This is a genomic window from Yersinia sp. 2553 StPb PI, assembly GCF_052217105.1.
Lineage (GTDB): Bacteria > Pseudomonadota > Gammaproteobacteria > Enterobacterales > Enterobacteriaceae > Yersinia > Yersinia enterocolitica_E.
This window is the reverse complement of record NZ_JAZGPX010000002.1, coordinates 2,885,995-2,906,557: the sequence shown is the minus strand read 5'-3', so window position 1 is coordinate 2,906,557 and position 20,563 is coordinate 2,885,995. Positions and strand designations below refer to the sequence as shown.

Genomic DNA, 20,563 nt, shown 5'->3' with positions numbered 1-20,563 from the left:
CATGGTATCCGCTCGTTCCATCACCTCCGGTTTTGCCCGTCGTGATTTATTGCGAATTTTGATTGCAGTTGCATTAAGTGGCAATGCTTATGGAGCGCAAGCCCGTGATGATATTCAGTTTAATACCGATGTGCTGGATACCAAGGATCGCGCTAATTTTGACCTGAGTCAGTTCTCCCAACGCGGCTACATCATGCCTGGGCACTATAACTTATTGGTTAGTATGAATAAGCAGGAGCTCAGCGAACAGCCGGTTGTGTTCTACGTCTCAGAAAAAGATCCTAATAAAAGTGAGGCCTGTTTAACACCCCAGTTAATTGAGTTGCTGGCATTGAAAGAAGACAGCTTCCAAAAGCTGACCTGGTCGCGTAATGGGGAGTGTCTCGATATCAGCAGCTTACCCGGTCTGACCGTGGAAGGTGATTTGGCGAAGTCAGCACTGTACCTGAGTGTGCCGCAAGCCTGGCTGGAATACAGCGAACCCGATTGGGATCCCCCTTCTCGTTGGGAGGATGGTATTCCCGGAGTGCTGTTCGATTACAACTTGTTAGGGCAATTGAACCGCCAGGAAACGAACAATACCAATAACAATACGTTAAGCGGAAACGGGACCACCGGCGCTAACTTGGGTGCCTGGCGATTCCGTGCTGATTGGCAAACGCGGGTTGACCAATCATCGGGTTCATCGACTGAGCGTCAGTGGGATTGGAGCCGCTATTACGCCTATCGCGCTATCCCGAATTTGGGTGCCAAGTTGACGCTGGGTGAAGATTTTCTGAACTCCGCCATCTTTGATAGCTTCCGCTTTAGCGGCGCTAGTCTGGCGACCGATGACAATATGTTACCGCCTAATTTGCGTGGCTATGCCCCTGAAATTACTGGTGTTGCCCGTACCAACGCGCGAGTTGTTGTGAGTCAGCAAGGGCGTGTGTTGAGTGAAACACTGGTCGCGGCCGGTCCTTTCCGTATTCAGAACTTGAACAGTTTTGTTTCCGGCACGCTGGATGTGCGAGTCGAGGAACTTGACGGACAAGTTCAACAATTCCAAGTGAATACCGCCAGTATTCCTTATCTGACCCGCCCTGGCATGGTGCGCTATCGCATGGCTGCCGGTAAGCCTTCGGATATCGGACGTCGGTCTGAAGGGCCAGTATTTGGTACCGGGGAATTCTCCTGGGGGATCAATAGCGGCTGGTCATTGTTTGGTGGTGGGATCAGTGGTGAAAACGAATATCAAGCGGCATCCATCGGGGTTGGCCGTGATTTGATGGAATTTGGTGCCGTATCGGTTGATATGACCCAATCTTGGGCCAATTTACCCGAGCAAGGTACGTTGAGTGGCGGCTCTTACCGAGTCAACTATTCGAAAAACTTTCAGGAAACAGGCAGTCAGGTGACATTTGCTGGCTATCGCTTCTCTGAACGTAACTTTATGAGCATGACTGAATATCTCGACGCGCGTTATCGCAACAATGACGTGGGTGGCAATAAAGAGATGTACACCATCAGCTTCAACCAGCAATTTCAAGATCTGGGGCTGAGCGCGTATCTGAACTATAGCCATCAGACCTATTGGGATCGCTCGGCGAATGACCGCTATAACCTGTCGCTCTCGCGTTATTTTGATATCGGTAAAGTGAAAAACGTCAGTTTGACCTTCTCGGCTTACCGTAACCGCTATAACGAAAGCAATGACGATGGCGTGTATCTCTCCATGTCGATGCCGTTTGGTAACAGCGCAACAATCAGTTATAGCGCGACGGTGAGTGGCCGTGAACACAGTCAGCGAGTGGGTTATACCGATCGTCTGGATGCTCACAACAACTACCAGATCAATACCGGCGTAGCACGTAGCGGCGCGCTAGTCAGTGGTAACTATAACCACATAGGTAATAGTGCGGATATCAATGCCAACGCCAGCTATCAGGAAGGACAATACTCTTCTGTTGGTTTAGGTATTCAGGGCGGGGCAACTATCACCCCTGAAGGCGGGGCTTTGCATCGGGTTAATACCCTTGGCGGCACTCGCTTGTTACTCGATACCCAAGGGGTATCCGGCGTTCCGGTTCAGGGATATGGCTCATCGATACGGACCAACCAGTTTGGTAAAGCTGTGGTTGGTGATGTGAATAGCTACTACCGCAATCGGGCCAGTATAGATATCGATAACCTGGCAGACGATGTTGAAGCCAGAGGAACCATAGCCCAGGTCACATTGACTGAAGGTGCTATTGGTTATCGCCGCTTTAATGTGATTTCCGGCGAAAAAGCGATGGCCATGATACGTATGGCAGATGGCACATCACCGCCATTTGGGGCCACCGTGTTAAATGAAAATCAGCAAGAGACCGGCATTGTTAATGACGACGGTTCCACCTATCTCAGTGGGATCAAAGCCGGTGAAACCATGTCAGTACACTGGAATGGGAAGGCGCAATGCAGCATCACTCTGCCGCAGGCTCTTTCTCCAGCAATACTGGCGAATCTACTGTTGCCTTGCCAGCCAATAGCGACGGGGGATAAACCTCCGGTGTCGCAGTAGAAAGGTTTGGTAATGAACCTGCGGGTAACCGCCCGTTCAGCTAAGTGAAAACGATCGGCGCCACCAGGTTCTGACAAGATTAATTCGAAGGAAAAGGTAATGAAATTGAATAACAAACTGCGTATCACCGCGATTTTGGTGACGGCACTTATGGCTCAGCAAGCAACAGCAGCGATTGCACTGGATAGAACCCGGGCGATTCTTAATGGCGGCGATAAGTCGATCAGCTTGAACATCAGCAACCAGAATAAGGAGCTACCTTATCTGGCGCAGGGATGGATTGAAGATGAGCAGGGTAACAAAATCAATTCACCGTTGACGGTAGTTCCACCGGTTCAGCGAGTAGAGCCTGGCGCGATGAGTCAGTTAAAAATACAAAGCTTGCCTGCTGTGAGTCAGTTGGCGCAAGACCGGGAAACCTTGTTCTATTTTAACCTGCGTGAAATTCCACCGCGGTCGGACAAACCCAATACTTTGCAGATTGCACTGCAAACGCGCATCAAACTTTTCTACCGCCCAGTTAGCATCGTGCCACAAAAGGCTGATATGTCGACACCTTGGCAAGAGAAGTTACAGCTGACTCGTCAGGGTGATCGTTATCAGGTTAATAACCCAACGCCGTATTACATCACGTTGGTCGATGCCAGTGACGACAAAGCCGGGAAAACAGCAGCCGACTTCAAGCCGCTGATGATCGCACCAAAAGCGCAAAGCATGTTGGATGTCAGTGCCGCCGCATTGGGCAGCAAACCGGTACTAACTTATGTCAATGATTTTGGCGGTCGTCCCAAGCTGATATTTAGCTGTTCGGGGAGCACGTGTTCTGTGGTTGAAAGCATCAAGTAACGGTGTATTTCAGGGCGCTGCATAAGAAGAATACTGGGCGGGTGTCAGGCTGAACGATGAATAAGGAATATGGGATGACTCTTGTTTGTAAGGGAATAGTTACCCGGCGGGCCATGACGTCCATCTTTGGGATGACAGCCATCGTAGGGACAGCGGCCGCAGTGATGACTATGTTGTTAAGTAGCTCAGCATGGGCATTAAATAAGTCTGCGACAGTCAATGTCTCAGTCACTATTTTTGCCGCACCGCCTTGCGAGATTAACGGTAACAATACTATCAACGTTAATTTTGGCGATACCGTCCTGACATCAAATATTGATGGTAGCAACTACATGCAGCCGGTGAATTATACGTTGAACTGTACTTCGGCCGCCTCTAATGCACTGAAATTAAGCATTAATGGTAATGGGGCAAATTTTGATACCAGTGTCTTGAAAACGAGTAATTCAGGTCTGGGGATCAAGTTGATACGTAATGGGCAGTCATTCCCACTGAATACGGCATCCAACTTTACCTATCCGAATGTTCCTGTATTGCAGGCGGTACCGGTTAAACAAACAAATGCAACGTTGAGCACGGGCTATTTTTCCGGCTCAGCGACCCTGGTTGTGGAGTACCAGTAATGAAAATTAATTCACTGATTTCACGCTGTTCCATTGCGGTGGTACTGACTCTCGGCAGTACGTTGGCCTATGCGGACAACATGCTGTTCTCCGGCACATTAATTAATCCTCCGCCCTGCGTGATTAACAATACCGGCACTATCCTTGTCGGTTTTGGCAATGATGTTCTGACTTCGCGGGTTGATGGCACTCAGTATATGCAGCCGGTGACCTATACATTGAATTGTACTGGGGCTGTATCCAATGCGCTGAAAATGACAATTAAAGGAAATGGTGCTGGTTTTGATTCCAGTGTCTTGAGCACGAATAATTCGGCGCTGGGGATCAAATTGCTACGTAATGATCAAGCATTGTCACTGAATAGTGCTTTCACCTTTTCCTATCCGACTATCCCGGTGCTGAAGGCCGTACCGGTCAAACAACCCGGTGCAACGTTGAGCGCGGGAGATTTTTACGGTACAGCGACCATGGTTGTGGAGTATCAGTAATGAAAAACGGATCACTGATATCGCGTTGTTCCATTGCGGTGGTACTGACACTGAGTAGCACGCTGGTGTATGCGGATGACGTATTGTTCACGGGGACATTAATTAACCCCGCCCCTTGTGTGATTAATGGGGGAAATACGATAGATGTGCCTTTCGGGGAAAATCTGGGCGTGAACAAGATCGATGGTATTAATTATACCCGGGATGTGCCTTACAGCATGACCTGCGAAACAACCAGTAGCAGTTTGGAATTAGGTCTAACGATTGTCAGTGCATCGGTTACTACATTTGACTCCGCAGCGATACAAACCGATGTTCAGGATCTGGGTATTCGTTTACTGAAAAACGGTGTTCCTTTTGCACTTAATACCCGTGTTGCTTATGACAAAAATAACCCACCGGTACTTAAGGCCGTACCTGTTAAAGCTGCTGGGGCAACATTAAGTGAAGGAAGTTTTGAGGCTACCGCTACTTTATTAGTGGATTATCAATAGGATCAAATGATGACTAATTTAAATCTGCTGATGCGCCGTGGGCGAGCTATTTTAAGTATTCTAATTCTGAATTTATTTTGGATGATACCGGTATCGGCCGCTGACAATATGCGTTTTCATGGTGCCTTGGTCGCAGAGCCTTGCACTATTCGTCCCGGTGATGAAGCTATTAGTTTGAATTTTGGCACTATCGTCGATAAATATCTGTATTCGAATCAGCGTACATCAGGTAAACAGTTTCAACTACATCTGGTCGATTGCGATATCAGCTTAGGTACGACAGCCAATATTGTATTTACTGGTAATGATAGTGTTAATTTACCTGGGTTATTGGCGGTTGATGGCAGTGATGTTGGAATCGCCATTGGTCTTGAAACAATGGCGGGGACACCTCTGTATCTGAATCAGTCGAGTGACGATATTGCACTTGATACAGGAAATAACGTTATTACCTTGAAAGCTTATGTTCGGGGTGAACCCGAGGCGATATCTCAACGTACTATTAAGCGCGGTGAGTTCAATGCGGTCGCAACATTTAATCTGCAATATTATTAATGGGATCTCCCCTCTAATCTTATTTCAATACGAATATGTTAACGCTGAAAATCATTATCAACAGCTTAAATGCCGATATGCGGATAGAGACAATGGAACTTAAACGAATGACAAAGCCTAATATGCGACTAAGTCATAAATATTGCTGGCTAATTGCTTGCGTACTGTTTTTATTTCCGCTTTATAGTCAGGCCAGTGCCTGGGTTTCGACGCAAACACGAACCGGCGGTCAATATACCGGAACATTCTCCTGGCCGACGGAGGAGTTGAGCAACGTACTTTGTACCTCCTCATCTTGTTCTGTGGCGATATGTCACTACTCCACTCTTGAAGCTGAGCGGTGTGTTAACCCGAGTGGGGCATCAACGCGAGTCATTGTTTCTCAAGGAGCAACGGCGCAGACCATGCGAGATGCGTTTGTCAGTCGCAATGGCGCTTCTGGAAGTTGGAGCACCACGACCCCGGTTTTGAGTTCATCAAACACCTGTTTTGGCATTCTCTATTGGCAAGGGGTTGGTGATTTAAACTTTACCGGTAATCAGATCCCAGGCTCTTATTGTGGTGCGGTTCCTCCAACGCCAGAAACCTGTGAGGTTACCAATGATGTCTATATCAACCACGGCTCGCTTAATCAGCAAAATGTCGATGGTGCGATAAAAAGTGAACCGCTCATTATCAACTGTACAGCCAGAACATCGGTGAAATTAACGCTGGTCGGCGGGAAAAATATTAATCTTGGGCAAAATGGCAATCTGACTTCGACCTTAAAAGTGTCAGGGCAAGACTTATCCAATGGCGTGACGGTAACGGCAGCGATAGGCAACACCCCTTTCCAGATCGAATCAACACTTCATGCGCCAGCATTGCCTGACGCAGGTACATTTAGCGGGAGTGGAGTGGTTATTATGTCCTATCTCTAAATGTAGAATTATATGCATTCATTATTTGAGTGCATGATGATTATGAATATGAAATAGTGTTTTAAATTCGCTATTTTCATATTCATAAGTTGGGTGGTTTTACTGTTGTTTATATATGGCAGGGGGCTCCCATGGCATTTATTTATATATTATTTGAAATTAAATAAATGTTATCTTTAAGTTGTAATGTGTTGTACTAATATAGTATAACGCTGTTGCGTTAGATTAGTTAGGTATTAGGCTATAACCTAAATAATTCGAGTTGCAAGAAGGCAGCAAGGGAGATAATCCCGATGAGTTTACATGAGTAAGCGATTCGGGTTATTGAGCGTAGCCAACACACATGCAGCTTGAAGTATGACGGGTATACAACCTAAAAATGAAACGCATACTTCAATGGGCTATTAAATAAATAGGCTATAAATTTTTCTTTTAAGGATTTTCTCATGAAAAAAATGAACATGGCAGTTGCAAATACAATCGTTGGCGGTACTGGTCAAACTTGTAAAGATACTTTCCAGTGGCAGACTAGCGGTACAACTGCAACTTGCATGGCAGTAACTACTTGTACTGACAAACACGGTAAAGTATTAAGCACTACTTCTGCACCTAGCAACATTGCTAACTGCCGTTAATTAAGTATTTGTTAATTTTTATCGATATTTAATAGTATCCCAGGCAAGTGCGGGAGGGATTTCTGTACTTGCCTGACTTATTTATTCAAATGTGTCATCGATGCTTAAATTCAAGAATTTTCGCATTAATTGAATGTTAGAAAGATTATTTCGTGGGCATAAATGTTATTTGATTCTGTTTATGTCTTACCTGAACTCTGATTGTGAATAGAACTGAATCTATGTCTACTGAAAAAAATATGTTTAGGAGTAAGGGATTTTTTATAGGCTATACACTGTTAGTTATCCTTATTTCTTCATTGATAACAACGGCCTATTTCCACTATTTCGTTCTTAATCAGGATGAACAGGAAACCCTATTCGCTGTCAGCAACAGTGAAGTTGAAAACAGCCCAATCAAAGACGATAAAACTATTATTGAGATCTTCTCTTATGGCTGCCATTACTGCGCCATCAATGAAGAGAATGTCACCCAATTAGAAAACCGCATGCCAGAAGGGACGCGTTTTGTTCGCCTGCATATCAGCAGTGATAAAACCACCGGCTTGGGGCGTTTTGCACCTATTTTCGCCACTTTATCCGTCATGGGTATTGAACCGCAGCATCGCCAAAGTGCCTACAAAGCGGTACTGGAAGACAACATTGACCTGAGTGATAACAGCCAACTCGAAACCTGGCTAAAAGCCAATGGCATTGATGTTGCCCAATATCAGCAAGTAAGCCAGTCAGCTGAAGTTAAAGAATTGATCGCGTATATGACGGCAGTGACTGCGCATTACAAGATAGACGCCACCCCGAGCTTTATTGTCGGTAAAAAATGGATAGCGTTGCAGGACAGGGAATTCCCAGCGTTCTCAGATCATCTCTTGTCATTACTCGAGCACGATAAGGCGCTGGAGAAATAATGAGACTGTTAGCCGTATGGGGTTACTTTGCCTGGAGAAACCAGCTCGACAAGCTGGCTTTGAGTGGGCGGTTACTTGCCCGCGGGCAAGCCAGGCTGGCTTGCTGGCTGTTACGGCACGGTGATTATCGTTTCTTACTGATGCTCGGTGCTTTGCGCCGGGCTTTAGGCTTGATGCCAAAGCGACAGAAGAATCTGGCGCGAGTGGCGGCGGCGAACAGCCAGTGTTTATTGAATGGTGACAATAGTCCATCAGCACAGAATTTTATGCGTACCGCCCAGCGCCGTCAGGTATTGGAGCTGGCAGCGACTTATGGCCAAAACCGGCGGGTTTTAGCTCAGTTAGCAGCATGTACTCAGCAGTTAGATAGCCAGGTTCGTGCACTGCATGAGGCCGGCTCACCGGTTATTTTAGCGCCGCTGCATATGGTTTCTGATGTGCTCGCTGGCATGGTGGGGGCTAATGCTTATCCGGGGCAGGCGACCGTGGTGGTATCAGCCAGTGCCGAGGCGTATGAAGAGCAGGCGCGGCAGATGGGCGGGGTAAATATTTCCTATTGTTCCATCCATGCTGACAGCCGTGCAATCGCCGGTAACTTGATGGAAGCCATCATGGAAGCGGCCGAGCATAAGCGCAATATTATGATTTTCCCAGATATTACGCCGGATTACACCGTCAATAACCAGATGGCTGAAACGGCAAAAATACCCTGCCAATTGTTCAACCGCCCAGCCAATTTACACAGTGGCATTATTCGCCTTGCCAGAGCACTTTCAGCGCAGGTGGTTTTTTATTATCTGTACTACGACAAAGAAATAAAAATAAATATTTATCCTGCACTTAGCGCGCGAGAAGTGAAAAGTAAATTACCCGAATTGATTGAAACATCAATGACGCAACATCCGCAAGATTGGCTGTTATGGCACTCACATTCGTTATTTTTTATTAACGAATAATGGCACTCATAAAGAATAGTAGAAAATGGAAAAGATAATCCCGACCCAGGTTTTTCAAAGCGAAACCAATGAATGCGGTTTAGCCTGTATTGCGATGCTGGCACAGACGCAAGGCATCAACGCGCCGTTGGAAAGCTTACGGGAGCGTTATCCTGCCTCGGCGCATGGCACCTCATTGGCTACGCTTTGTACTATTTTATCTGAATTGGCGATACCCGCTTACCCGGTGGTGTTTGAACATCAGGAGCTGTCTGCCTTACCACTGCCCGCCATTCTGCATTATGGCGCGAACCACTACGTGTTACTTGCTTACCGTAAAGGCAACTATGTCTGTGTGATGAATCCGGCAATCGGTCAGCAATTGTTGCCAATGGATGCTTTGAAAGCGGAAATTAGCGGTTATGCCTTGGTGTTGGATCCAGAAACACCGGCAGACCCAGAGGCGGTGAAGAAAATTGAACACAGTACGCGATTGAGCGCACTGGACTGCATGAGCTTGAAAGAGACCGCCAGTGTTCGTGGCATCTACTGGCTGATGACGCTGGCATTTTTGATCTCGCTGACGCTGTTTATCATGCCGACCATGGTCAGTAGCGCCATTAATGACGTATTTTCTTCTGCAGGTGATAAAGACTTCCCCTATTTCTATTTCCTATTGGCTTTTGTGGTCTCAACGTCACTTGCTTTTTGCGTGCGATACATCACCGAGCGTTATATCAAACACTTTGTGGTGCTAAATAGTGTCGCCGGCTTCTCCCGTTTGCTCAGTCATTCACTTAACTTTTTTGATAAACGCGCACCGGGTGATATTTTCAGCCGCTTCTCCAACTGGCAAATGGCGGCTACGCAAAAAATAGAACTGGATAACGGCCTGCGTACCGACTGGATAATCGGTGCTATTGCGCTGGCGGTGATGTGCTATATGAGTCCGGTGCTGGCGATGGTTTCTGCCGTCGGCGTGATGCTGATGGGGCTTATCAGTATTTGGGCCATCTACCGTGACCGTTATTACACCCAACAGTTACAAGTAAAAGGTGCTGAGCAAAGTGATTTTATTCTGGAAACCATTCAGGGATTTTCCACTATTAAATCAGCCGGTTTGGCCAGTCAACGCCAAGGGGTGTTTGCCGGTCTGGCACTTTCATTATTCAGTGCGTTACAGAAGAAAAAAATTTACGATCAGGTCAAAAATAGTCTGTATCAACTGATCGGCAGCCTGGAAATGGTGTTCTTTATGCTGCTGGCGTTGCCGTTGTTGAAGCAGGGGACGCTGAGTTTGGGGGAATTCTTTGCCTATAGCTTTGTCCGTGAGATCTTTACCTCGTATATCACCAAGATCTTCTATGCGATTTTGCAGAAAAACCAACTGCATGTCATTGATATCCGTGCCCGTGATCTGTTCCCTGCTGGGGAGGCAACACCCTCAAGCAGCGATTCACCGATCCCACCGGCGATCCCGGCATTTACCCGCCAATTGGTCTATCAGAATATCCGTTTTGCCTATGACGCCAGTCAGCCGGTATTGCGCAATTTGTCGCTGTCACTGACGCGTGGGCAAAGTGTGGCGATCATCGGGGAATCTGGTGCGGGCAAAAGTACTTTGTTGAAAGTGATGGCGGGGTTGATGCCACCACAGCAAGGGCAGGTATTGGTGGATGGGGAGCCGGTAGATTTTCAGCAGGCCCATGCCTTGTTCTTCCTGCAAAGCCAGGAAGATATCCTGTTTAATGCCTCGGTATTACAAAACATCACTTTGTTTGATGGGCATGTCGATGCTGAAAAACGTCAACGTATTGAACGTTCACTCCAAGGGCTGCAATTAACCCCGGTTATCGATAAGTTGCCCGGTGGCCTCAGCGCTTTGGTACGTGAAAGCCATGCCGCACTCTCTTTAGGCCAGCGTCAGCGGTTATTGCTGGCCAGAGCGATGTACAGCGATTGCCCGGTATTGGTGTTAGATGAACCTACTGCCAATCTGGATGAAGATACCGCCCATCAGGTGATGCAGACCTTATTGGCACATTGCCAGGAATATCAGAAAACACTGATCACCGTGACACACAGTGAAAGTGTCTTACCCATGTTTGACAGTGTTTTCCGCTTAAATGACGGTCAGTTGGCGCGTTTTGCGCAATCTGCGGCATTAAGCCGCCTGACACCGGTTGCAGGTTAATTATGCGTATAAACATAGTGAACAACAGACCACGGTTACTCTTGATCCTGCTTATTACACTGCTGTTAGTTATCGGCGGTGGGGTAGTGCTGTGGTTATCTAATAGCGAGCAGGACGTACCGCAATTAAGCGAAACTATTGGTCGCGGTGATATCGAACGAAACGTCATGGCAACCGGCAGCTTAAAACCCTCATTGCAGGTGAATGTCGGCGCGCAGGTCAACGGGCAGCTAACCAAACTCTATGTTAAACAGGGCGATCGCGTCACTCGTGGCCAATTGTTAGCTGAAATAGACCCGACCTTGCAGCAAAACGAGTTACGTAAATCGGAAGCTGAATTACAGAGCGCGCAGGCACAAAAGCAGGCAAGCCAAGCATTGTTACGCCAATATCTACTTGAATTTCGCCGTCAACAGACTTTGGCAACGGAAGGTTCTGGTGTGAAAAGTGCGCTAGAAAAAGCACAGGCGCAATACGACAGCCAGTTAGCACAATTGCACGTTAACGAAGCGCAAATTGTGCAAAGCCAAATGTCACTGGAAACCGCCAAAGCCAATCTGGGTTTTACCCGCATCATGGCGCCGATTGACGGCGAAGTACTGGGGATTGTCACCAAAGAGGGGCAAACCATTGTTTCCTCGCAAACCGTGCCGACAATTTTGGTGCTGGCGAATGTCGATACCATGACGGTTCACACCCGTATTTCAGAAACCGATATTCTCAAAGTCAGCGTTGGGCAGCCACTATGGTTCTATGTGGTCGCTGACCCCGAGCGCCGCTATGAGAGCCGGATGGATGCTATTCAGGAAGCGTCGGCAGAAAGCTTGCGCGAAGAGAGTTCCGTCACATCTAACAGTCAGCAACCTTCTGCCGTCTATTACAACGGCATATTCAGCATTGCCAACCGTGAGCGACTATTGCGCACATCAATGACGGCGCAGGTATTCATTATCACCGCGCAGGCGAAAAATGTGTTGCGAGTACCGCTATCAGCGCTGGGGAGTCAACAGTCAGATAAACGCTATCAGGTTCAGGTCATCCAAGGCAAACAAACGGTGGTTCGTGAGGTATTGCTCGGTCTGCGTAATGATCAATATGCCGAAGTAAAAGAAGGCTTACAGCCAGGTGATCAGGTGGTGCTAATGGGTGCACCTTCGGGAGTCACTAATGCGCGCTAATACCATTGATTCACCATGTCCGTTGATCGAACTTAATGGCATTTATCGCCATTTTGCGTCGGGTAGCCAATCGGTCGCGGTCCTTAAAGATATCTCGCTGTCTATTGGTAGCGGCGAAATGGTGGCGATCATCGGTGCTTCCGGGTCAGGTAAATCGACGCTAATGAATATCATTGGTTGCCTTGATAAGCCAACGCAGGGGGAGATGTCGATTCATAACATCTCTACCCGGCAGGCCAGCAGTGAGCAACTGGCGCAATTAAGAAGCCAGTACATCGGTTTTATTTTTCAGCGCTACCACCTGATGCCATATCTGACGGCAACGGAGAATGTGGTCATTCCGGCACTTTACACTGCTATGCCATCTGCTGAGCGTCAGGAGCGTGCGACCTATTTATTGCGCCGCTTAGGCCTTGGTCAGCACCTGTTACACAAACCAGCACAGCTCTCGGGCGGGCAACAGCAGCGTGTCAGTATTGCCCGCGCTCTGATGAATGGTGCCGGTATTATTTTGGCCGATGAGCCGACCGGTGCGCTCGACAGAGCCAGTGGGCAAGAGTTGATGGGAATATTGCATGGCCTGCATCAGTCCGGCCACACCATTATTATCGTGACCCATGATCGTAATATCGCTAATCAGGCCCAGCGCATTATTGAGATAAGCGACGGTGAAATCATTGCTGATCGCCATAATGAGGCGTCTGAGACGGAGGCTGTTCACGCCGCGTTACCCGCCACACTGGCAACGGGTCGGCCACACTGGTGGTTGAGTGTCAGGGAAGCTATCAAAATGGCCTGGCGCTCACTGCTCGGGCATCGTATCCGTGCTTTCTTATCGATGTTGGGCATCATTATCGGCATCTCATCGGTGGTCTCTTCCATGGCGGTGGGCGAAGGTGCGCGTCAAGAAATTCTAAGTGAAATCAGTCAACTGGGTACCAGTAATCTGGATATTCGTCCCGGATTGGGCTGGGATAAACCGCGCCCTGATTTTGAGCGCGCACTCACGCAGGCAGATGTGGCATTACTTAGCCAACAACCCTATGTCGATAGCGTGTCACCGGTGGTGAGCAAGATGGTTGCCGCGGTGCGTGGCGACAAACAAGTGATGATTTCGCTCTCTGGGGTCAGTAACGGTTTCTTTCAAGTAAAAGGGCTAAGTTTTACTGTGGGCGATGGTTTTACCCAGCACCACGTCAATGCGCGTGAGCCGGTGGTTATCTTGCAACCTGAACTCAGTGACACCCTGTTTGCTGTTGGGGAAAATCCGATTGGCGAAATTGTTCAACTCGATGGTATTCCTCTGCGGGTGATCGGGATCGCCAAGCGTAATGGTTCGTCATTTGGCGGGTTATTGGCCGCTTGGATGCCTTATACCTCACTCACCGAGCGCATTTCAGGTGATATTCCACTCGAATCAATCACCGTGCGGGTACGTGAGGGTTACAACCTGAATGAGGTGCAGCGCGAGGTTGAAACGCTGCTGGATATGGCCCACGGCCAGCGGGACTTTTTCATTCTAAGCAATGACCAGATGAGCAAAGCGATTCAGAAAACCTCTGATTCGATGACATTGTTAATCACTTCCATTGCCGCGATTTCGTTGCTGGTGGGTGGGGTTGGGGTGATGAATATTATGCTGGTGTCAGTGACTGAACGGACCCATGAAATTGGTATTCGCTTGTCAGTTGGTGCTCGCCCCAGCGACATCATGATCCAGTTTCTGATTGAAGCGGTGGTTATCTGTACTCTCGGCGGCTTGATTGGGATTATCGGTTCGGCGCTGGCGGGGGTGATTTTCTCGTGGGTTACCCAAGAATTTACTATGATTTTTACCTGGCCGCCGTTAGTGCTGGCGTGCAGTTTCTCTGCGCTTATCGGGCTAGGGTTTGGTTTTTTCCCGGCGCGCAATGCCGCCCGTTTGCACCCAACCGAGGCACTGGCACGAGAATGAGCAGACTGATTAATGTAGGACTTATCATGCTGCTGTTAACCGGCTGCGGTTCATCACTGAAAAGCGATTATCAGCGCCCCATGCTGTCGGTTCCCGAGGAGTGGCGGGTTAAAGATACTGGCGGGGGTTACCTGCATCACAGTGTGCACTGGTGGGAAAATTTCGATGATCCACAACTGTCTGACAGCATCAGTCGGATGTTGGTCAGTAATAATGACTTAGCTGCTGCTGGCCTGAAGTTACAGCAGGCGCGCCTGACGGCAGGGCTGACCAATACCAATTTGACACCGGATATCACCATGACCGGTGCGGGCAGTAATACCCGTTCGCTGAATGAAAATACCCAGCCGCGAGAAAGCTATAGCACCTCGCTTGGTCTGAGTTACGAGCTGGATTTGTGGGGCAAACTGGCCCGCGCCCGTGAGCAATCCGCCTGGCTGGTCAATGCGACCGAACAAGATCGACAAGAAACTGCACTGTCACTGATTGGGACCACTGCGGATCTCTATTGGCAGATTGCTAAATTTAACCAGCAGTTGGGCTACCAACAGGCGGCGTTAGCTATTTCGCAAGATACGCTCAACATTGTGCGCTCGCGTCTGGCGGCGGGGGATGCCAGTGAAATTGAACTATTGCAGGCACAACAAGCCCTGCTGGATAGACAAAATCAGTATCAAAATCTCGAACAACTGCGGGAAGCTGCACGTAATGCCATGGCACTGCTGTTTAACCGCGCGCCTGATTATCGTCAGGCCGAACGCAAGTCATTGGATTTACAACAGCAAGTTGCGATAGCGGAAAGTTTACCGTTACAGGTGATTGCTCAACGGCCTGATGTGCAGGCTGCCGAATGGCGCTTGCGTGCAGCCTTGGCCGGATCTGATGTTGCCAAGCTGAATTTCTACCCGACCCTTTCGCTAGGAGCGAGTTTAGATGCCGGTAGCGCGGTGTTTTCACAATGGTTTAGCAACCCGAGCCGGACACTCAGTGTCAACAGCGCGCTGCCTTTCCTCCAGTGGAACACTGTGCAGCTCACCATCGAGCAGTCAAAGCTGGAAGTGAAATTGGCGGCTGTTGATTTTCGCAGCAAGGTTTATAGCGCCTTGAAAGATGTCGATGACGCGATGACGGCACGGCTGAGCTATCAGCAACAAAAACAGAATCAGTGGCAAAACCTGCAACTCAGCCAACGTCGGCTAATCCTGACTAACAGCCAATATCAAGCAGGTGCCGTCTCATTTCAGACCTTACTGGATGCGCAGGATGCCCTGCTGACCAGTGAAACCAATTTGCTCGAACTTCAATATAACTACCTAAATGCCACCATGAAACTGTGGTTGGCGCTAGGGGGGGGTGTTGATAACAGCAGGGAAAGTAAAGGAATTAAATCATGACAAATACAAATAAACAGCGCCGCGTGGTGGTAACCGGCTATGGCAGCGTGACCCCGATGGGCATGACGGCACAGCAGAGCTGGGCGGCGATTATGGACTATCAATTGGGTTATCGTTATTACGATAAATCTGAGCAGGGTATCAAGTCGCGCTTTTTTGGTTTGCTTGAGGCTGAGCCGAATCTGAAATCAGTGCCTGCGGCTATCCGCCGCCGCCTACCGCGTTATGCCCGTTTGGTACTGGCGGCAGCGAAAGAGGCGATGGGGATGGCCTTCGCCGAGCAATCTCCTGAGGCTTATTATGACTTGTTGGACTGCGGAACCATCATTGGTAGCGGTTGGGCGGGGCAGGATGAAACACATGATAACTATGAAGGTTATCTGGCAACCGGGCTGGGTACGCCTTTTGGCTGCTTCCTCTCAATGCCTAATGCGGGCACTGCGGCGTGCAGCCTGTACTGGGGGTTACGCGGCTATCAGAACTCCCCGATTGCTGCCTGCGCTACCGGGACCATTGCCATCGGTGATGCATTTGAAATTATCCGTAGTGGTCGGGCGTCAATGATGCTGGCAGGGGCGGGTGAATCATTGCGCAGCGATGCCGCAGTATGGAATATCGATATTCTGGGTGCACTGGCGCGCGAGCAAGACGATATCACCAAAGCCAGTTGCCCGTTTAGTTTGGATCGCAACGGCTTTGTGCTGTCTGAAGGTGCGGCGGTACTGTGCTTGGAAGAACGAGAAGGTGCGATTGCACGCGGTGCGACCATCCTCGGTGAGATCAAAGGTTACGGTAACTACTCTGATGCATTTGATTTCACCGCACCGGCGGAAGATCGGGTGGCGCGGGTGAAGACTATCCGTCACGCCTTGCAACAGGCCGGTTTGAGTGCTGATGAGATTGATTATGTGAACTTGCACGGCACCTCGACCCAGCTTAACGATCTCAATGAGACTCAGGCCATTAAACAGGCCTTTGGCGAAGCGGCTTATACCACGCCACTGTCCAGTACCAAATCTTATTCCGGCCATCTGATTGCGGCGGCGGGCAGTTTTGAATCCATTATCTGTCTGCAAGCGCTTGAGCATCAGATAATGCCCGCCACCTGTAATTTGAAAAATGCTGATCCACAGTGCGACCTTGATTACATCAGCGAGGGGCATCGACCTAAAGCACTGCGCAATACCCTAAACCTGAGTTTCGGTTTTGGGGGCGCCAATGCCGCCTTGGTTATCGGGCTGGATTGAGCATGATATTCAACTACACCCTCAGTGATGCACAGCGTTGGGCTGCGTTTTCCGGCGATTACAATCCGATCCATTTTGATCTGCAACATGCACAACGGTTCGGCCAACAGGCACTTACCGTACATGGTATGCGTGCGATGTTAGATATCAAATATCAGCTCAGTGCTGGGTTATTACCCTGCTTGCCTGCAACGGATTTTCTGCGTTTTAACACCCGTTTACGTCAGCCGGTTCTGTGCAATACCCCCTACTACCTGCAACTCGAGCAAGGGGCTAGCCAGGCCAGTGGCAATCTGGTGGATATTGGCAGCGGCGAAAACTGTTTTAACAGCAAATTGCGCAGCGCACCGGCGTTGGTATTGTCAGAAAGCGAGCATTGGTCGGTCCTCTCGGCGGATAACCTTCATCAGTTAAGCCAACAGTATCCAGGAGATGCCACGCAACCTGCTGAATGTTGGGGTTTTTTCGATACGTTGCTGTTTAAGTTATTAGTCGCCGCCCCACAAACACTAGCCACCGCAAAACAGGTGTTACCGGGCATTCAGGCTGACACCTTGATTGATGTCTTTAAGCATGTGCCAGTCATCCAGACTCACCATGACGTGCATTTCAGTGCTGAATTTATGGGCGTCAATAACCCAAATTTATTTGTCCGTGGCGCATTGCGCTACAGCATCGAGCCAACACTTATCGTCGGTAATGCCGATGATGGTTGGGTATTGCGCGCCGCTATTCAGGCCCGCTTAGATGCTGGGGCATTAATTACCACCGCTGTAACATTAAAAACGTGGCCATTAGCCGCGCACTAAATAAGGATAAGACCATGGAAAAGTATCAACACGTCTATGACACCGTTTGTGAAATGTTATCTGACGCCAAAGATCTGGAAATGTCGGCATTGTCGCCGGATATGCCGCTGCATCAGCTAAAACTCGACAGCCTTGATTATGTCGAGCTGATGGTGCTGGCAAAGCGCGAATTCGGGGCGACGCTGAATGCGGAAATGTTTATGGAAAATCCAGATATGACTTTAGGCGAGCTTTGCCAGAAGTTGGCAGAACAGAAGAAATAATATTATGAGTAGGCAATGGGTATTAATTACCGGTGGCAGTCGTGGTATTGGCCGTGCTTTGGTCGAAGAACTGGCCAAAGAGTGGAATGTGGTCTTTACCTGGCGCAGCGGTGAGCAACAGAGTCACGATGTGATAGAAAGCTGTGCCGGCCTGCCTGGCTGGGTAACCCACTATCGTTGTGATGGTAGCGATGAAGCGGATGTCGACCACCTCGCGCCACAACTGCTGGAGAAGTATGGTGCGCCCGGCGCGGTAATCCATAATGCGGGTATTACTGGTGATGGCCTGCATATTCAGCAAAATGGCGATAACTGGCGCAATGTGATGAACACCAATTTGAACGCTATCTTCTATTGGAATAAGCACCTATTGCCGCCGATGATCATGCAGGGCGAGGGCGCAGTTTTGCTGATGTCGTCGGTAACCGCTATCAAAGGCAATGTCGGGCAGAGCGCATATGGTGCCAGTAAAGCCGCAATGATTGGCCTTGGTCGCTCATTGGCGCTGGAGATGGGGCGTTTTGGTATTCGGGTTAATTGCCTGCTGCCGGGGATAATCGACAGCGATATGACGCGCGCGATGCCTGCCGATGCCTTAAAAGGCTTACGTAAACAGATACCACTACGGCGTTTAGGTGATGCGCAAGAAGTCGCCCGTGTCAGTGCTTTTATGATAGGCAATGACAGCCGCTATATGACCGGGCAAACACTGGTATTGGACGGCGGATTGACCGCCTAATTCAGGTAGCCTGTTCAAATACACTTGGCCTGACCCCATCTTGAATTTCGTATGGATGGCGGGCAAAATCCCACTTTTCGCGGTGTTGTTATCAACGTGTTTGTTGGGTAATCGGGGGGCCAGCCCCCCTTTATATCGTAGGTCGACACAGGATAACGGCGGTTACACCCAACCCTGGGTGCGGAACATTTTTAGCACCGAGACAAAGGCCATCATCTCTTCCGGCGTCCCTAACGTGAGGCGGTTCCAACCCACAGCGGGGGGAAATTCACGCCCGACAAACACGTGATATTGTTTCATGCGGTTTTGATAGGTTTTCACATCCCCGTTCACCTGATGAAAAACAAAGTTTGCCTGCGACGGAACATAGGATAATTTCAGTTCGTCCAGGGTCTGAGTAACAATTCGACGCGCCTGATCGGCTGACTGGCGGCTGTATTGTACAAAGGCTTTGTCTTGCAACGAGGCTAAAGCCGCCGCTGCGCCGGCGGTATTGGTGTTATCCAGCGAAACAAAGTTTTCCACCGCGGCTATCAGTTCTGGATGCGCGATACCATAACCTACCCGAAGGCCCGCTAGCGCGTAAATTTTGGAGAATGTCCGGGTGACCAACAGATTTTTGTGGCCGGCTTGAACCAGCCCGATAGCACTGCGAAATGCAGGATCGCTGACAAACTCGGCATAAGCCTCGTCGATGATAAACAAGGTTTCCGGTGAGGCATTTTTAATCCAGGCTTCAATAAGGTTTGCCGGGGTAATGGTCGCGGTAGGGTTATTCGGATTACACAGATAGACGATTGAACGCCCTTTGAAGCTGGCGACTTTCTGCTGCATTACAGGCAGGTCAAATGCCATTTCTTTGGTCAGAACGACTTTCTCAATGGGAATGTCAAAAGGCTTGGCATAGAGTTCGGCGTAGTTAAATGTAGGGTCCGGCACCACGAGCTGGATTGGTGTATTCGCAAGTTCAGCTTGGCGGATAACCGCTTGAATGACGGCCTGAATCGTCTCTGATGAGCCATTCCCCAGCGAGATATTCTCGGTTTTGAGTTGGTATTCTGTGGCGATATTAGCAATCAATTGTTCGCGGGCAGCATCGGGGTAGCGAAATGCAGTCGGCAACGCGGCGATAATAGCCTGATGCGCTTTTGGTGACATTCCTAACGAGTTTTCATTAAAATTCAACAGCAGTGGCTGCTGTTCAGTAGGGATCCGCGGTTGTGCGTTTATCTTAGAACTTTTGGCCTGAGCCGTTGAAATAAAGTTACCCAGTGTTAATCCGCCCAGTAATAGACCGGATGATTTTAACAGTGTACGACGATCCATGCTAACTTCCCCTGTATACCCCTTTACTTGTAGTTATAGGTGTATTAGCGACGTTCACTCACCCGAATGGCTTACTGACGTAAGTTGAACTGGATTAATGAGCCTTTTTGAGATTCACCCTACGGGCATGGCATACATACTGTTCAAATCAGTTCATAACCGATTCTCCCTTCACCTACCGCTCACCTGCAACTACAACTTCTTTGGGTATAACGCTCTGTTACATTTTGTTATAAGTGGGATGAGCATAGCCTGAGGCCTTATTTTTAAGCAATAACTTTTATCATAAACTCATTTTTTACCAGTAACTTACAAGATTATTCTTATCACTATCGGCGAATTCAATTTAGTTTGGGTTATTGGCTATTCATGGCGAAGATATCCGTTACAAAATGGATAATAGCCCCTCAACATACCAACGGGTATTGCGGGGGTAATACTCGTTATTGACGCGGAATATATCCCCCTATCGGCCTTTTCCGACCCGTCATCGTGATGCTGCTCACAATAATTTGT

The 20,563-nt window shown here is 48.8% G+C and carries 19 protein-coding genes; 18 read left to right on the top strand and 1 reads right to left on the bottom strand.

Annotation, left to right across the window (positions count from 1 at the left end; all coding sequences use genetic code 11):
- Position 1: 1 nt before the first annotated feature.
- From V2A84_RS14880 to V2A84_RS14795, 18 genes are all read left to right on the top strand, one after another.
- Positions 2-2,542, top strand: coding sequence for an outer membrane usher protein (locus V2A84_RS14880; protein WP_193784720.1), 2,541 nt, complete (start codon positions 2-4; stop codon positions 2,540-2,542).
- Positions 2,543-2,641: 99 nt separating this feature from the next.
- Positions 2,642-3,388: a fimbria/pilus periplasmic chaperone gene (locus V2A84_RS14875; protein ID WP_193784719.1), complete on the top strand. Its 747-nt coding sequence runs from the start codon at positions 2,642-2,644 to the stop codon at positions 3,386-3,388.
- Between the two features lie 74 nt (positions 3,389-3,462).
- Entirely contained in the window at positions 3,463-4,011 is a 549-nt protein-coding gene (locus V2A84_RS14870; RefSeq protein WP_442848937.1) for a fimbrial protein, read from the top strand.
- On the top strand, positions 4,011-4,499 hold the full coding sequence (locus V2A84_RS14865; protein WP_083160371.1) for a fimbrial protein: 489 nt from the start codon (positions 4,011-4,013) through the stop codon (positions 4,497-4,499). The genes V2A84_RS14870 and V2A84_RS14865 overlap by 1 nt, the downstream gene beginning before the upstream one ends.
- Positions 4,499-4,993: a fimbrial protein gene (locus tag V2A84_RS14860; protein ID WP_083160369.1), complete on the top strand. Its 495-nt coding sequence runs from the start codon at positions 4,499-4,501 to the stop codon at positions 4,991-4,993. Before V2A84_RS14865 ends, V2A84_RS14860 begins: the two co-directional genes overlap by 1 nt.
- Positions 4,994-5,002: 9 nt before the next feature.
- Positions 5,003-5,548: a fimbrial protein gene (locus V2A84_RS14855; RefSeq protein ID WP_083160367.1), complete on the top strand. Its 546-nt coding sequence runs from the start codon at positions 5,003-5,005 to the stop codon at positions 5,546-5,548.
- Between the two features lie 92 nt (positions 5,549-5,640).
- On the top strand, positions 5,641-6,468 hold the full coding sequence (locus V2A84_RS14850; RefSeq protein ID WP_083163847.1) for an MrpH family fimbial adhesin: 828 nt from the start codon (positions 5,641-5,643) through the stop codon (positions 6,466-6,468).
- A 446-nt stretch (positions 6,469-6,914) separates the two neighbouring features.
- Positions 6,915-7,103 carry a DUF4762 family protein gene (locus tag V2A84_RS14845; protein WP_005167317.1) on the top strand — a complete coding sequence of 63 codons (189 nt, stop codon included), beginning with the start codon at positions 6,915-6,917 and terminating at the stop codon, positions 7,101-7,103.
- 221 nt (positions 7,104-7,324) lie between these two features.
- Positions 7,325-8,008, top strand: coding sequence for a DsbA family protein (locus V2A84_RS14840; RefSeq protein ID WP_227746561.1), 684 nt, complete (start codon positions 7,325-7,327; stop codon positions 8,006-8,008).
- The gene (locus V2A84_RS14835) at positions 8,008-8,964 is read left to right on the top strand and encodes an ABC transporter (protein ID WP_083160365.1); all 957 of its coding nucleotides are present in this window, start codon (positions 8,008-8,010) and stop codon (positions 8,962-8,964) included. The genes V2A84_RS14840 and V2A84_RS14835 overlap by 1 nt, the downstream gene beginning before the upstream one ends.
- Before the next feature lie 25 nt (positions 8,965-8,989).
- Positions 8,990-11,137 carry a peptidase domain-containing ABC transporter gene (locus tag V2A84_RS14830; RefSeq protein ID WP_442848936.1) on the top strand — a complete coding sequence of 716 codons (2,148 nt, stop codon included), beginning with the start codon at positions 8,990-8,992 and terminating at the stop codon, positions 11,135-11,137.
- Between the two features lie 2 nt (positions 11,138-11,139).
- Positions 11,140-12,315 (top strand): efflux RND transporter periplasmic adaptor subunit, encoded by a 1,176-nt coding sequence (locus V2A84_RS14825; protein WP_083160361.1) that lies wholly within the window; start codon positions 11,140-11,142, stop codon positions 12,313-12,315.
- The gene (locus tag V2A84_RS14820) at positions 12,305-14,269 is read left to right on the top strand and encodes an ABC transporter permease (protein WP_083160359.1); all 1,965 of its coding nucleotides are present in this window, start codon (positions 12,305-12,307) and stop codon (positions 14,267-14,269) included. The genes V2A84_RS14825 and V2A84_RS14820 overlap by 11 nt, the downstream gene beginning before the upstream one ends.
- A complete protein-coding gene (locus tag V2A84_RS14815) occupies positions 14,266-15,663 on the top strand; it encodes an efflux transporter outer membrane subunit (protein ID WP_102970466.1) in 1,398 nt (465 codons plus the stop codon). The genes V2A84_RS14820 and V2A84_RS14815 overlap by 4 nt, the downstream gene beginning before the upstream one ends.
- On the top strand, positions 15,660-16,910 hold the full coding sequence (locus tag V2A84_RS14810; protein ID WP_442848935.1) for a beta-ketoacyl-[acyl-carrier-protein] synthase family protein: 1,251 nt from the start codon (positions 15,660-15,662) through the stop codon (positions 16,908-16,910). Before V2A84_RS14815 ends, V2A84_RS14810 begins: the two co-directional genes overlap by 4 nt.
- Before the next feature lie 2 nt (positions 16,911-16,912).
- Positions 16,913-17,719, top strand: a complete 807-nt coding sequence (locus V2A84_RS14805) for a hypothetical protein (protein WP_442848934.1) — start codon at positions 16,913-16,915, stop codon at positions 17,717-17,719.
- A gap of 14 nt (positions 17,720-17,733) precedes the next feature.
- Positions 17,734-17,982: an acyl carrier protein gene (locus tag V2A84_RS14800; protein WP_042568505.1), complete on the top strand. Its 249-nt coding sequence runs from the start codon at positions 17,734-17,736 to the stop codon at positions 17,980-17,982.
- A 4-nt stretch (positions 17,983-17,986) separates the two neighbouring features.
- Complete coding sequence (locus V2A84_RS14795; RefSeq protein ID WP_083160353.1) at positions 17,987-18,721, top strand: SDR family NAD(P)-dependent oxidoreductase; 735 nt, start codon at positions 17,987-17,989, stop codon at positions 18,719-18,721.
- 162 nt (positions 18,722-18,883) lie between these two features.
- On the opposite strand, the gene V2A84_RS14790 is transcribed toward V2A84_RS14795, so the two are convergent.
- Positions 18,884-20,047: a pyridoxal phosphate-dependent aminotransferase gene (locus V2A84_RS14790; protein WP_083160351.1), complete on the bottom strand. Its 1,164-nt coding sequence runs from the start codon at positions 20,045-20,047 to the stop codon at positions 18,884-18,886.
- Between the last annotated feature and the right edge of the window lie 516 nt (positions 20,048-20,563).